This is a genomic window from Synechococcus sp. RS9907 (genome assembly GCF_014279615.1).
In the GTDB taxonomy this organism is placed as follows: domain Bacteria; phylum Cyanobacteriota; class Cyanobacteriia; order PCC-6307; family Cyanobiaceae; genus Parasynechococcus.
On sequence record NZ_CP047944.1, the window covers coordinates 2173982 to 2186770 of the forward strand.

A 12789-nucleotide genomic window follows, 5' to 3' on the forward strand; every position below is an offset into this window, starting at 1 on the left:
CAGCGCGGCTTTGATGCAGACAGCAGCAACCCCATGACCCCCTCCCTCTCCAACTTCCTGAGCAGCCTCGTTTGGGGAGGTGTGATCGTCGTGATTCCTGCCACCATCGCCCTGATCCTGCTGAGCCAGACCGACCAGGTCGACCGCAAGCTCTGATCCGCCCCTGGCGCCCCTCGTAGACTGACTCCCAAGCGGGAGCAGAGCTTTGGTTAACGCCAGTCTCAATTGGGCCAGCATCGTCGGCATCGTTTTGGCCGTCGGCGGCGCTCTGCTCTATTTCATGCGGTCGTTCAAGCCCGCCCTGGCGCGGGATTACGACGTGTTCTTTGCAGCCATCGGGCTGCTTTGCGGCGGCATCCTGTTCTTCCAGGGTTGGCGCCTCGACCCGATTCTTCAGTTCGGCCAGTTCCTTTTGGCGGGAACCACCGTGTTCTTCGCCTACGAAAGCGTGCGACTGCGCGGCGTGGCCACGGAGCAGGCCCGGCGTTCCGCCTATTTCGATGACGAACCGGCGCCGGCCAGGGGCGGAAGCCCTGGGGGCCTACGGGGCGGCTGGGATGACGGCGGTTACGACCGTTTTGATGAGCCCCAGCCGATGCGGCGGCGCTTCTCAGGCCGTGACGATGACGCCGAAGAACGGCCGGAAGAGGAGTTCTACCGACCGCGCCGCGCCAGCCGTGCCGCCATTCCTGAGGCAGCCGCCAGCCGTCGCTCCGCAGACCGTGATCAAGGCGATTCCGGCTGGGTCCAAAACGACGAGCGCTCCCGCCGCATGGCTCGTTTCCGTGCCGGCGAAGCCCGGGATGAGCGGCGTCCTGACTTTGGCTCCAGACGGACGGATCGAGAGGAACAACGCCGTGGCAGCCGTCCCATGGGGCGGCCTGAGCGTCCTTCCGGCGAACGCGCTCCTTCAGGAGCCGAGGATGCCGCCTTTGCCCCCAGCCGCAGTTCAGCGCCGAGCAGTTCGGCCCCGAACCGGGGACGCCCCAGCGCCAACCCGAACGCCGCGAGCGACTCCAGGCGATCCCCTGAGCCGCCCCTGGCGTCGAACCGGCCCAGCAGCAACCGCCAACCCCCCCGCAGCTCACGGCCTTCGTCCGGCAGACCGCGGGACAACAGCTCCCGCTTCGACGACTGAGCCAGTTGCCTCGTCCGCTGCTGATCCTGCTCGCCAGCCTGGCGCTGGTGGGCTGCAACGGTCGTAGTGAACGGGCCGGTGGTGGCTTGCTCGCCACCAGTCAGCAGGCCCCAGCCCTGAGTGGCAGTGGTGAGTGGCTGGCGGTCGTCAGCGATCGCGGCGGCCGACCCACGGTGCAGCTGCGCCGCCTGAGCGACGGATCGATTGTCTCCGTTCCCCAGCTGAGCCGACATCAGCCCCACAGCTCGCCCTCCCTGAGCTGGAACGGCCGTTACCTGGCAGCAATCACCCAGCGGGGGCGCCGCCGACTCGCGGTGGTGACCGACCGCCTGAACGGACGCATGCATCCCCTGCCGCTGCCCGGGGGGCGAGACCCGGTGCAGCTCAGCCTGGCGCCGGATGCCCAGCAGATCGCCCTGCAGGTGACGGATCAGGGGAGGTGGCGCGTGGAACTGCTGGATCTGAGTGATCTGCTCGAGCCGGATCGTCCTCCGGGACAGAGCCTCTCCACACCGGCGCTCTCGTCAGAGCCATGATTCGCGTCGTTCTGATTTTCAGCCTGGTGTTGGTGATCGGCTGCAGCAGCCCCAGACCCACGCCCCGGCCCGACCTCAACGGCCTGCTGCGTCAATCCGTGAACAGCCGGCGGGATCCATCCCTGGGGGGACGGTGGCTGGCCAGCCTGGGCCAACGCAATGGACGGGAGCGGGTCGAACTGATCGACCTGCGCAGCCGCAGCCCCGTCCCATTGCCGGGCCTCAACCGTGCTGATGCCCAACCGATCAGCGTCAGCGTCAGTGCCGATGGACAACGCCTGGCCGTGGTCCAGCAACGGGAGGACCGCACCGAACTGGTGCTCTACCGGCGCAACGTCGGGGCGACACAACGACTGCCCCTGGATCCACCGGGTGTGCCCCGAAGCGTCAGCCTGGACGGTTCAGGCCGACGACTGGCGGTGCAAGTGAGCCGGAACGGACGCTGGGATGTGGATCTGATCCGCCTGCCCTGATCAGGGCAGCAGCCCAGCCCAGTGCAGAAAGGTGTCACCACTGAGCACCTCGATCACCAGCACCGCCACAAAACCCACCATGGCGAAGCGGCCATTCACCCGCTCTGCATAGCCGCTCCAGCCGAAGGCAGGCACATCGTTGGTGGTGGCGGACGTCTCCGGAACGGACGTGGTGTCAGGGGTCTCGCTGGTGGAGGTCATCCGGCCGGTTCACGAACGCCCGAAGTCATAGCTGGTCGCCGGGATCAGCCGCCAGTCGTGATCACCGCTGAGTTCCAGAACGGTGTCATGGAAGTCCTTCAGGGTTGGCCGGTGGCCCACGCTGATGAACGCCACCTCCCGATCCCGCAACAGGGAATAAAGGCGGGATTCGGTCTCAACGTCCAGGGCACTGGTGGCTTCATCCAGCACCACGACCTTGGGCGAATTGAGCAGCAGCCGCGCAAAGGCCAGTCGCTGCTGTTCACCCAGAGAAAGCAGCCGCGGCCAGTCCTGCTTGATGTCGAGGTCGGGATAGCGCTGCAGAAGTTTGCCCAACATCACCTGATCCAAAACCGCCCGTAGCTGTTCATTGCTGAAACGGGCCTGATCAAGCGGATAACAGAGCTGTTCGCGCAGAGATCCCAGGGCCATGTAGGGCTTCTGGGGGATGAAAAGGAGATCGCCCTGCCCCGGGGAATAAACGGTGCCCGTCGGCGAGCCCCACAGGCCACTCACCACCCGCAGCAGAGACGTCTTGCCACAGCCGGAGGGTCCCACCACCAGCAGCCCCTCAGCGTTGCCCAGGGAAAAACTGAGGTCGCGCACCAGCACGTTGTCGGTACGCGGTGTTTTGACCGTCACCCCCTGCAGCGCCAGGCGCTCAGAGGGCACGATCCGCGGCACGTAATCACTCCACTCCTCCGGATCGAGGTTGGAGATGTTGGATTGAAAGCCTTCAAGCCGGTTGATGGATGCCGAGAACCGGGCCAGGGCTTCGATGTTGTAAATGATGAAAAACAACGATCCCTCAACCAGGTTGTAGGCGACGTTCGCCTGGGCGAAGCCGCCGTAATCCATCTCACCGGCGAGAATCGGTGCCGCAAGGATCAGATAGGGGATGAAATTGCTGGCGTAAATGCTGGAGCGCTGCAGCACCCGCAGCAGCACTTCCCAGACAATCAGCAGATTGAAGTTTTCAACGACGGTGGCCAGGCGACGCGTCACCTCCTTGGCTTCCTGCTGCTCACCGGCGTAGAAGGCAATCGACTCGGCGTTGTCACGAACCCGTACGAGGCCATAGCGGTAATCCGCTTCAAAACGCAGTTGGAAATTGTTCAACCGCACCAACTTGCGACCAGCCACAATCATCAGGACAGACACCCCGGTTGCATAGGCCAGAAGGGCAAAGGTGAGCCCCTCACTCACCGAATAAAGGATGAGGATATTGAGGGAAAAGGTGAGGATCGAATCAAAAATATTCAGCGCAAAACCAAGGGCCTGTGCCGTGAAATCACGCACATCCTCGGAAATACGTTGATCGGGGTTATCAACATTGGTGGCCGCTTCATCATTGGGATTGAGCACGTAATAGGCCCGATCCCGCAGGTAATCGTCCACCAGGCTCAACGACAACCATTCGCGCCAGAACAGCCCAAGTTTCTGGGTGAAATAAAACTGCAGGCTGCGAATCGGCAGCGCGACCGCAAAACAGGCGCCGTAGATCCAGAGGTTGCGATACGACGCATCGCCATCCCTGGCGATCAACGCATTGGTCAGATCCCTGGCGAGGAATGTGATGCCGGCGTTGATGCCGTTCACGCTCAACAGCATCAGGATGATCAGGCCGAGAAACAGCCAAGGCAACCAGCGGCGATGCCTGAGTTGGCCCCGCACGGAGGCAAACACCACAGCCCCCAGCACGAACAGGGCACTGATGCCCGCCCCCCATCCACGGGACCAGAGCATGCCCAGGGACGACTGGACGCCACCGAGGTACTGGCCGGACAACTCCGGAAACAGCCACGACAGGCCGTTCATCAAGCCGGTGACCAGGAACAGCACGATCCCGGCCACACAGAAGAGCAGGCTCACCAGCAGTCCAAGGAACTGCCAGCCGTTGTCTTCGGTGTAGGGGAAGAAGTAGGGCTGCGAAAGCCGACGCAGCTTGGCGGCCTGATTGCGCAGGTTCTGAAGCTGGTGGGTCATGCCACTGCTGAACTGTGCTCAGTCTGGCTGTCGCCGCGCCGCTTCGCCGCTGACCTCAACCGGGAGGCCACGCCAGAGGACGTCCACCGATCACATGCACATGGAGGTGAAACACCGTCTGGCCAGCACCGGCGCCACTGTTGATCACCGTGCGGAAATCGTCCAGACCCTCCTGTTTGGCCACGCGGGCAGCCACCAGCAAGAGGTGGCCCAGCAGGGCCGCATCCTCAGCAGCACCGGAGCGCAAGCTCTCGATCGGCTTGCGCGGAATCACCAGCACGTGAACGGGTGCCTGGGGCGCGACATCGCGAAAGGCCAGACACTGCTCATCGCTGTAGACCTCATCGCACGGGATCTCGCCACGAAGGATCTTCCCGAAGATCGTGTCGTCTGCCATGGGCCTTGAAAAGAGGGAACAGCCGGACCGGTGTGACAGCAGGGGCATGAATCTCCTGCGTCACCCTCCACAGAATGCTGGCACGTTGTCTCAGTGCATCCCTGCAGGGTCTGGAGGCCAGACCAGTGGTGGTGGAAGTGGATCTTGCCCCGGGCCTGCCGGGCGTTCAGCTGGTGGGTCTGCCGGACAAGGCCATTCAGGAATCACGGGAGCGGGTCCGATCCGCCCTGCGCAACAGCGGCTTCCGCGGCCCCCTGGTGCGCGTGGTGATCAACCTGGCTCCGGCCGATCTGCGCAAGGAAGGCCCCTCCTTTGACCTCCCCATCGCCCTGGCCCTGTTGGTGGCCAGCGGGCAGCTCGCCCGCCCTCAGCTGGAGGGCCTCTGGTGTGCGGGCGAGTTGGGGCTCGACGGCAGCCTCAGGCCCTGTCGCGGGGTGATTGCCCTCGCCGAAAAGGCCCAGCAGCAGAAGGCCCAGGCCCTGGTGGTTCCCCCTGAGAATGCTCAGGAGGCCAGCCTGATTGAGGGGCTAACGATCCGCACCGCAGCCAACCTGCGCACGCTGGTGGAGCAGCTGAAAGGCGAGCACCCCTGGCCAGCGACCAGTTGCAGCAGCGCCCGATCTTCAACCCGGCCAACCAAGCCGGAGCCTTGGCCCTGCCTGGACAGCAGCCTCGCCTCCCGCGCCCTGGCCCTCTCGGCAGCCGGCGGCCACCACCTGCTGCTCGTGGGTCCCCCCGGCTGCGGCAAGACCCGCCTCGCCCATCAACTGCCGCGACTGCTGCCGGCCCTGAGCCATAAGGAAGCGCTCTCCATCACGCGCATCCATTCCGTCGCCGGCCAACTGCATGGCATCGATCAACTGCAGCAGCAGCGCCCCTTTCGATCGCCGCACCACAGTTGCTCCGCAGCCGCCTTGCTCGGCGGCGGACGCTCACCCCGTCCTGGGGAGGTGAGCCTGGCCCACGGTGGCGTGCTCTTCCTCGATGAGCTGGCGGAATTTCCGCGGACGGTCCTGGATCAATTGCGGCAGCCCCTGGCTGACGGCGCCGTGCAGATCTGCCGTTCCCAGCAGAGCACGGTGTTCCCGGCCCTGGTCACCCTGGTGGCCGCCACAAATCCCTGCCCCTGCGGCTGGCATGGCGATCGCGACCATGGCTGTCGCTGCAGCATCAGCCAGCGCCAGCGCTACTGGCAGCGGCTCTCCGGCCCGCTCCTGGATCGGCTCGATCTGCAACTACGACTGGAACGGCGCTCCGCCAAGGAGGTGGCAGCGGTGCTGAAGCAGCCCAGCCCAATGCAAGCTTCAGCGTCCTGGTGCAACCCCGCCCGGATTGAACGAGCCCGGCAACGGATGCAGAGGCGGAATCCGGGTGGAGACAGCAACAGGCAGCTGTCGGCAGCAGCGCTGCGGCAGTCCGGAGCCATCGAGGCTGCGGCACTCGAGCTCTGGGAACAGCTGATCAACCAACGCGGCCTGAGCACGCGCAGCAGCCTTCAACTGTTGCGCGTGGCGCGCACCATTGCCGATCTCAACGACCATGCCAGCGTCGATCGAACCGCCGTGGCAGAAGCGAGTTGCTTCCGCTGCACAGATCTACTCAAGCAGCCTGGTGCTCAGTAGTCGCGGGCACGCTTGTCCGGTGTATCCCGGTAGGGCTGGGTGCCGATCGGCGGGGGCTGGAGATGGCGGTCGTTGAACGAACCCAGGGCATGGGTCATCGCTTCACCGAACCACTGGAACCACTGAACAACCGTTGTTTTCATCACGTCCTCCTGGGTCTGTCTTCAGTGTGAAATCACTGACAGAGGACGACAACAGGTGTTTTCACCGGTTCTGCGCAAGCTCAGTAAGACGGAGCTACGGAACTGTCAGGCTGTTCAGACGCCGCCGGTGCAGGGCTCGGGCTGGAACCCGCCCCTGGTGCACTGGCCCGATAAACGTAGAGATGGCCGAGGCTCTTCTTGCCGTAGGCCCGTCGCTTCAAGGTCCAGCCCGGCTCAAGCTTGAGCTGAACAAAGCCGCTGGCGGCACCACCGGCCCGGGCCACGAGCATGGTCGGTTGGGAGGGATTCTTGGTGGGCGTGGCCAGCAACTCGATATCCCGACCGGTGTTCACCACGCTGAGCCGGTAGCGAGTGCCAAGGTCGTCACCACCGATCCGCAGGGAATAGCCGTTGCCGTCGATATAGCGGTTGCAAACCCCGGTGAAATCAAACGTGGACAACAAGGGATCGACCATGGCCGGTGATCCCGCTGCCACAGCGAAACAGGGGCGTTTTGTGGTGCGCTGCTCGTAGATGTTCAACTGCGAACGCTCGCCCTGACCGATCGGGGCCGACACCAAGACGAACTTGCTTAACTCCACGGGCACCGCCGTGAACAGCGAACCCTGGGCCAGGGCCACCGGTGCAGAGGTCGCTGCGAGAGCGAGGCCGGCAGCGGCCACGGTTCGAAAGCGTGCCATCACGTCCATGGAGGAACTGAGCGGATCGTAAAAGTGATGCCTGGATCGGTCGCCCCCGATCAGGCCGGTTTGTTCAGGCGAATGGCGAACAGAAGGGTCCCCACGGTTCCAGGGGCTGCCAGGGCCAGGATCCAGCTGGTGGTTTTGACCCCGAGGTCGGGATCGCCGTAGGCCAGTTCAAACACACAGCCGGTGCTGGCAATACCCAGAACACAGGCGAGGGCCAGGAAGACGCCGGCCAGGGGTTTCATCGGCATAACTCAGGCGACGCTCCGCACATCTTGGCGCTCGAAGCCCTTCTCCTTGAGCTCCTTCTGCAGACCGTCTTCATCAGTGACGCGGTCGACGAACAACACGCCATTGAGATGATCCATCTCGTGCTGAATGCAACGGGCCATCAGGCCATCGGCCTTCATCTTCCTGGGCCGACCCATCTCATCGCGGAAGCTCAGTTCAATCGCGGTGGGGCGCACCACATCGAGATACACCCCAGGGATGCTGAGACAGCCCTCTTCATAGGTGTCGAGCCCGGCGCTGGCCGCCGTGATCTCCGGATTAATCAGCACCAGGGGCGGCGTGGCTGCATTTTCAAGGTCGAGATCAATCACCAGGAGCTGCTGGTGAATCCCCACCTGAGGAGCCGCCAGGCCAATGCCCTTGGCGGTGTACATGCTGCGGAGCATGTCGCGGGCCAGCTCCCGCACCTGCTCATTCACCTTGCCGATGCGGCGCGCAGGCTGCCGCAACACCTCATCGCCCAGGGTGTGAATCTCCAGCGGCGGGGTTTCCAGGGCCGTCTTGGGCACCAGCATCGTGTCCCGCGACTTATCGGCCTGACGGGCCAACTCTGCAAAGCTTCCTGCCAAGACCAACGCCGCGTTGATTCAGCATGGTAAGCGGCCTGAATCAGCCGTTATGGGAGCCGCTCCGTTATCCGCGCAACATGCCGTCGGCCGTTTGCCGGGTCTCAAGGAACCGGCCCTGGTCAGTGGCCCCGATGCAACGCTGTGGCTGATCTGGCTGGAACAGCGCCCCCAGGAGCGCGGCCGCACCACTGCCTTGATCCGGCGTTTTGGTGATTCAGAGGCAGGACCACAGGAGCTGACGCCGGCCCCCAGCAACCTGCGCAGTCGGGTGCATGACTACGGCGGCGGCGTACTCGCCACCGCGGTGGAACAGGACAGGCTGATCCTGGCCTGGATCGAGCGCGGCTGCCTCTGGCGTCAGGACTGGCGCCTGCCGCAGGCAAGCCCCCAGCAACCCACCCCCCTGGCTGCACCCCAACGGCTCAGCCGAGAAGGGGACTGGGAGCTGGCGGATGGCGTGCTCGATCTACCCAGGCAGCGCTGGATCGGCATCCGTGAAATCGAAGGCCGTGACGAGCTGGTGAGCCTGGCGCTGAACGCATCGGATCAGACGCCGCTGCTGCTGCACCAGCCGACGGACTTTGCCGGCTATGGCTGCCTGAGCCCCGATGGCCAGCGCTTCGCCTGGGTGGAGTGGCAGCAACCCGCCATGCCCTGGGACAGCAGCCGTCTCTGGTGCGCGGAGTTCAGCGACACGGGCGGGCTGGTCGAGAGCCGTCAGCTGGCCGGAGGCGATGGCATCTCGGTGTTTCAACCCCAATGGCTGCCCGACGGGCAGTTGCTTGTGGCGGAAGACAGCTCCGGTTGGTGGAACCTGATGCTCCAGCCCAGTGCCGACGCCGCCTGGGAGAGGCCCTGGCCGATGCCTGCCGAAACGGCCATGCCCCAGTGGATCTATGGGATGAGCACCACGGCCTGGGATGGCGAGCAGCTGATCGCCGCCGTCTGCAGCCGCGGGGCCTGGTCGTTGCAACGGCTGAGCCTGGATGGAACGGTGCAGCTGTTGCCGCAACCGTTTGACGACCTTGCGGGATTAAGCGCCTGCAACGGCCGCGCCGTGGCCGTGGCCAGCAACAGCACCAGCGTGGCCGGGCTGCTGGAAATCGATTTGCGGCCGGCCACCCCGATCTGGAGCCACAGCCCCGCCATCACGTCACCGTTGTCGGTTGAGGCGATCAGCGTGGCCGAACCGCTGTGGTTCAACGGGCACCAGGGTGAACGCACCCATGCCTGGTACTACCCCCCCAGCGGCAAACCACCAGGGCCTGCGCCACTGCTGGTGAAAAGCCACAGCGGACCAACGGCCATGGCTCGCCGCGGCCTCAGCCTGGCGATTCAGTACTGGACCTCCCGGGGTTGGGGCGTGGTGGATGTGAATTACGGCGGCTCAACGGGGTTTGGCCGGGACTACCGGGAGCGCCTCAACGGGGGCTGGGGCCTGGTGGATGTGGCCGACTGCGCCGCCGCAGCGCAGGCCCTGATCGAGGCCGGTCGCGCCAATCCCGGCCAGATCGCTATCGAAGGCGGCAGTGCCGGCGGCTTCACCACCCTGGCAGCGCTGTGCTTCACCGACGTGTTCAGGGCCGGAGCCTGCCGCTATGCGGTCTGTGATCTCACAGCCATGGCCGAAGACACGCACCGATTTGAGGCGCGCTACGTGGATGGCCTGGTGGGGGAATGGCCCGCAGCGCGTGCGTTGTACGAGCAGCGGTCGCCGCTGCTGCATGCCGACCAAATCCGCTGTCCGGTGCTGTTTTTCCAGGGATTGCAAGACAAGGTGGTGCCTCCGGAACAAACCGAACGCATGGCCGAGGCGCTGCGCAGCAACGGCATCCCTGTGGAGGTGCGGCTGTTCGAGGAGGAAGGCCACGGCTTCCGCAGCCAAGCCACCCAGATCGAGGTGCTCGAGCAAACCGAGGCCTTTTTCAGGCGGGAATTGGGGCTAACAGACGGTTACAAAGCACACAACCCCGTTCAGCAGATGTGATGGGTAGGGCCGGCAACCAGCAGGAACCATCAACCTGTGCTCCACGGAACCCATCAAGAAGCGGTAAGCCTGAAAAGGTGATGGCTGTTTCGACAGCACCGATGCGGATCCTGCGTTATCGCGGCAGCAGCTATGCCAGCCCTGAACCGATCAACGCGGCTCCCCGTCCCGGCGCACGCTCCTACCGCTGGGTGAAGTACGCCATCGAGCCCAACAAGGTTGTTCCCCTGCGTCAACGCGAGGCCGCAGCAAGCAACGATCAGCTGGCGGCCTGAGCCAGGTCAGCTGTGCTCGCGCAGGAAAGCGACCGTGGAAGCAAGCTCTTCGCTGAAGCGGTCGATCTCTTCAAAGGTGCTGGTGAAGCTCAGGCTGGCCCGCGCTGAAGCCGTCACGTCATAAATACGGTGCAGGGGCTGACAGCAGTGGTGACCACTGCGGATGCAGATCCCGGACGCATCGATCAGAGCGGCAATGTCGTTGGCATGCACGCCATCCACTAGGAATGTGGCGAGAGCACCTCGCTCGGGCTGCTGATCCGGCGTCGGCCCCAGGACCCTCACACCATCAATGGCCTGCAACCGGGCGAACAGATGCCGGGTGAGCTGAGCTTCCCACGCCTGAATCGCCTCCAGACCCACCGCCTGCAGGTAGCGAATCGCGGCCCCCATGCCCACCGCCTCACCGATAGCAGGCGTTCCCGCTTCGAACTTATGGGGCAACACCGCCCAGGTGCTGTGGGCCAGGAAAACGTCCTGAATCATCTCCCCGCCGCCCAGAAAGGGAGGCATCGCCTCCAGCAGCGCCTCCCGCGCCCAGAGGAAACCCATGCCGGTGGGGCCACAGAGCTTGTGGGAGGAGCCGACAAGAAAGTCCGCATCCAGAGCCGCCACATCAATCGGCTTGTGGGCCAGGCTCTGACAGGCATCCACGAGCACACAGGCGCCAACGGCATGGGCTGCGGGGATCACCTGATCCAGGGGATTGCAGCAACCGAGGGAATTGCTGATGTGCACCAGGCTCACCAACCGGGTGCGCTCGTTGAGCTGGGCCCGGAAATCCTCCAGATCCAGCTCACCGGATTCGGTGATGCCCACATGGCGCAGCACGCAGCCGGTGCGCTGCGCCAACAGCTGCCAGGGCACCAGGTTGCTGTGGTGCTCCATCACCGTGAGGAGAATTTCGTCCCCCTGCTTGAGGTTGGCGTCACCCCAGGTGCGCGCCACCAGATTGATGGCCTCACTGGCATTGCGGGTGAAGACAATCTCGCGGGCACTGGCGGCACCCACGAAGGCCGCCGTCGTGCTGCGGGCCGCCTCAAAGGCATCGGTGGCGCGGGCACTGAGCTGGTGCGCACCGCGATGCACGTTGGCGTTGTCGCAGCTGTAGTACTGCTGCAGCGCTTCGAGCACCTGACGGGGCTTCTGGCTGGTGGCAGCGTGATCGAGATAGATCAGCGGGCGGCCATCCGGAGCCAGCTGCTCGAGAATAGGGAAATCGGCACGATATCGAGACGATAAATCCACGAAATCAGCACTCGATCGTGCTTCGGCGGCGATCGTCATGGGGCGAGGCTCTCCATCACGCGCTCCAAGGGGCGCCACGCCTGCGCGGCAGCAGGAAGCTCGGCGATCACCTCCTGGCAGGCCCCCCGCAGCAGCAGCGCCGTTGCATCCGCCGCAGCGATGCCCCGGCTCTGGAGATAGAACAGCTCATCGTCCTGAAGCTGCGACACGGTGGCGCCGTGGGCACAGCGCACATCGTCCGCCACGATCTCCAGCTCGGGCTTGGTGTCCACCCGGGCCCGATCAGACAGCAGCAGGTTGCGGCTCAACTGGGCGGCGTTGGTGCGCTGAGCATCGCGGGGAACACTGATGGCGCCGTTAAAAATCGCGTGGGACTGGCCGCCGGCCAGGCATTTCTGCAACTGATCCAGCTCCCCCTCCGGCCCGTCGAAGCGCACCGCGGTGTGGGTGGCCAGCTGCTGCTCGGCGCCGGTGACGGTCAGACCCTTAAGCACGGTCTCTGCCTGGCCATCCACCTGCACCACCCGGGGCTCCACCCGTCCCAGATTCCAGCCCTGCACCACCGAAGTGAGGGCATAGGAACTGCGGGGCTCCTGCTCCACAGCCAAATGGGCCATCAGCGATGACGCACCATCCGCCGTCGCCAGCACGCCATGGCGCAGCTGGGCCTCCTGTCCCAGATGCACTTCCAGCACATGGCTGTGGGCCGACGCCCCCTCAGCCAGCAGCACCTGCATCAGCTCCAGCTCAGCTTTTTCCTCCAACAGCAGCAGCACCCGCGTGGCGTTCAACCCGGCACCCGCCGCCAGCACCAGCTCCAACGGGCCAACCCGTCCCCGCACCCTGAGGGCCAGGATCTGCTGGGCTTTGGCATGGTTGAACTCCACGGGCCAGACCTGGGCACAACCGCAGCGATCCAGGGTGTGGCCGAGGGCCTGCTGCAGCTCTTCGGCATTCAGCGCCGTGATTCCCTCCGGAAGCACCTGGCCGGCCAGGGGATCATCAAAACCATTGAGCACCAAACGGGTCACCCCGTCCAGGCTGGCCGGCAGGGGCGTGGACAGTGGCGAGGCACTGGCCGGCAATTCCGAGACAGCCGCAAGCCGTTTGAGATCGGTGAGGCGCCAGGGCTCCTGGCGGCGGTTGGGCAGACCAAGCTGTTCAAGCGCGGCTCGACCGCGCTCCTGCACTGGCGCCAGCACACTGCTTGCCATGG

Annotated in this window: 16 protein-coding genes; 7 read left to right on the plus strand and 9 right to left on the minus strand. The window is 64.7% G+C overall.

Annotated elements, in window-relative coordinates:
* Nucleotides 1-33: 33 nt before the first annotated feature.
* From psbX to SynRS9907_RS11875, 4 genes are read left to right on the plus strand one after another with little or no spacing between them, the layout of a single operon-like run.
* Nucleotides 34-156, plus strand: a complete 123-nt coding sequence (gene psbX, locus SynRS9907_RS11860) for a photosystem II reaction center X protein (RefSeq protein WP_115009364.1) — start codon at nt 34-36, stop codon at nt 154-156.
* A 49-nt stretch (nt 157-205) separates the two neighbouring features.
* The gene (locus SynRS9907_RS11865) at nt 206-1138 is read left to right on the plus strand and encodes a Ycf66 family protein (protein WP_188021151.1); all 933 of its coding nucleotides are present in this window, start codon (nt 206-208) and stop codon (nt 1136-1138) included.
* 5 nt (nt 1139-1143) lie between these two features.
* Nucleotides 1144-1674: a hypothetical protein gene (locus SynRS9907_RS11870; protein WP_188021152.1), complete on the plus strand. Its 531-nt coding sequence runs from the start codon at nt 1144-1146 to the stop codon at nt 1672-1674.
* On the plus strand, nt 1671-2147 hold the full coding sequence (locus SynRS9907_RS11875) for a hypothetical protein (protein WP_188021153.1): 477 nt from the start codon (nt 1671-1673) through the stop codon (nt 2145-2147). Before SynRS9907_RS11870 ends, SynRS9907_RS11875 begins: the two co-directional genes overlap by 4 nt.
* Here the strand turns inward: SynRS9907_RS11875 and SynRS9907_RS11880 are convergent, their stop codons facing one another.
* Genes SynRS9907_RS11880 through SynRS9907_RS11890 form a run of 3 tightly spaced genes read right to left on the minus strand, consistent with a single transcriptional unit; the run spans nt 2148 to nt 4731 of the window.
* Nucleotides 2148-2348 carry a chlorophyll a/b-binding protein gene (locus SynRS9907_RS11880; RefSeq protein WP_188021154.1) on the minus strand — a complete coding sequence of 67 codons (201 nt, stop codon included), beginning with the start codon at nt 2346-2348 and terminating at the stop codon, nt 2148-2150.
* A 9-nt stretch (nt 2349-2357) separates the two neighbouring features.
* Entirely contained in the window at nt 2358-4334 is a 1977-nt protein-coding gene (locus tag SynRS9907_RS11885; protein WP_188021155.1) for an ABC transporter ATP-binding protein/permease, read from the minus strand.
* A 55-nt stretch (nt 4335-4389) separates the two neighbouring features.
* Nucleotides 4390-4731, minus strand: coding sequence for a histidine triad nucleotide-binding protein (locus SynRS9907_RS11890; protein WP_115131770.1), 342 nt, complete (start codon nt 4729-4731; stop codon nt 4390-4392).
* 74 nt (nt 4732-4805) lie between these two features.
* On the opposite strand from SynRS9907_RS11890, the gene SynRS9907_RS11895 reads away from it, so the two are divergent.
* On the plus strand, nt 4806-6353 hold the full coding sequence (locus SynRS9907_RS11895; RefSeq protein WP_188021156.1) for a YifB family Mg chelatase-like AAA ATPase: 1548 nt from the start codon (nt 4806-4808) through the stop codon (nt 6351-6353).
* On the opposite strand, the gene SynRS9907_RS11900 is transcribed toward SynRS9907_RS11895, so the two are convergent.
* From SynRS9907_RS11900 to def, 4 genes are all read right to left on the minus strand, one after another.
* A complete protein-coding gene (locus SynRS9907_RS11900; protein WP_006851286.1) occupies nt 6347-6496 on the minus strand; it encodes a hypothetical protein in 150 nt (49 codons plus the stop codon). The two genes, SynRS9907_RS11895 and SynRS9907_RS11900, sit on opposite strands and share 7 nt — an antisense overlap.
* Before the next feature lie 80 nt (nt 6497-6576).
* Nucleotides 6577-7206 carry a DUF3747 domain-containing protein gene (locus SynRS9907_RS11905; RefSeq protein ID WP_188021157.1) on the minus strand — a complete coding sequence of 210 codons (630 nt, stop codon included), beginning with the start codon at nt 7204-7206 and terminating at the stop codon, nt 6577-6579.
* Between the two features lie 50 nt (nt 7207-7256).
* Nucleotides 7257-7454, minus strand: coding sequence for a hypothetical protein (locus SynRS9907_RS11910; RefSeq protein WP_006850702.1), 198 nt, complete (start codon nt 7452-7454; stop codon nt 7257-7259).
* Between the two features lie 3 nt (nt 7455-7457).
* A complete protein-coding gene (def, locus tag SynRS9907_RS11915; protein WP_115009393.1) occupies nt 7458-8063 on the minus strand; it encodes a peptide deformylase in 606 nt (201 codons plus the stop codon).
* A gap of 49 nt (nt 8064-8112) precedes the next feature.
* Between def and SynRS9907_RS11920 the strand changes: the two genes are divergently transcribed.
* Together SynRS9907_RS11920 and SynRS9907_RS11925 are read left to right on the plus strand one after the other, a co-directional pair.
* Nucleotides 8113-10050, plus strand: coding sequence for a prolyl oligopeptidase family serine peptidase (locus SynRS9907_RS11920; protein ID WP_188021158.1), 1938 nt, complete (start codon nt 8113-8115; stop codon nt 10048-10050).
* Nucleotides 10051-10130: 80 nt separating this feature from the next.
* Nucleotides 10131-10325, plus strand: coding sequence for a hypothetical protein (locus SynRS9907_RS11925; protein ID WP_188022508.1), 195 nt, complete (start codon nt 10131-10133; stop codon nt 10323-10325).
* A gap of 6 nt (nt 10326-10331) precedes the next feature.
* Here SynRS9907_RS11925 and SynRS9907_RS11930 read toward each other — a convergent pair whose 3' ends face one another.
* Nucleotides 10332-11612, minus strand: coding sequence for a SufS family cysteine desulfurase (locus SynRS9907_RS11930; protein ID WP_188021159.1), 1281 nt, complete (start codon nt 11610-11612; stop codon nt 10332-10334).
* Nucleotides 11609-12787 (minus strand): Fe-S cluster assembly protein SufD, encoded by a 1179-nt coding sequence (sufD, locus tag SynRS9907_RS11935; protein WP_188021160.1) that lies wholly within the window; start codon nt 12785-12787, stop codon nt 11609-11611. The genes SynRS9907_RS11930 and sufD overlap by 4 nt, the downstream gene beginning before the upstream one ends.
* Between the last annotated feature and the right edge of the window lie 2 nt (nt 12788-12789).